The organism is Pantoea sp. UBA5923 (assembly GCF_002431095.1).
Classification (GTDB): Bacteria; Pseudomonadota; Gammaproteobacteria; order Enterobacterales; family Enterobacteriaceae; genus Pantoea; species Pantoea piersonii.
On the sequence record NZ_DJDN01000011.1, the window covers coordinates 1 to 343 of the forward strand.

Sequence of the window (343 nt, forward strand, 5' to 3'; positions counted from 1 at the left end):
CGACGTGCTTTACTCGCTGAAAACGCGCAATGGCGATGGATACGTGCAGGTTTTGATTGAGCACCAGAGTTCGCCGGATAAACATATGGCCTTTCGCCTGATGCGCTACGCCATCGCCGCCATGCAGCGCCATCTCGACGTCGGCCATAACAGATTGCCGCTGGTGATCCCCATTCTGTTCTATCAGGGCAAGCGCAGTCCTTACCCTTATTCGCTCTGCTGGCTCGATCTATTCAGTGAAACTGAGCACGCCGCTGCGCTGTACAGCAGTTCATTCCCGCTGGTTGACGTAACCGTTATTCCCGATGAAGAAATTATGCACCACCGCAGCATGGCGGCGCTG

1 protein-coding gene is annotated in these 343 nt (G+C 55.1%); it reads left to right on the top strand.

Annotated features, from left to right (window positions below; translation table 11 throughout):
* A partial coding sequence (locus B3797_RS02430) for an Rpn family recombination-promoting nuclease/putative transposase (RefSeq protein ID WP_311790276.1) occupies nucleotides 1–343 on the top strand: 343 nt, incomplete at both ends.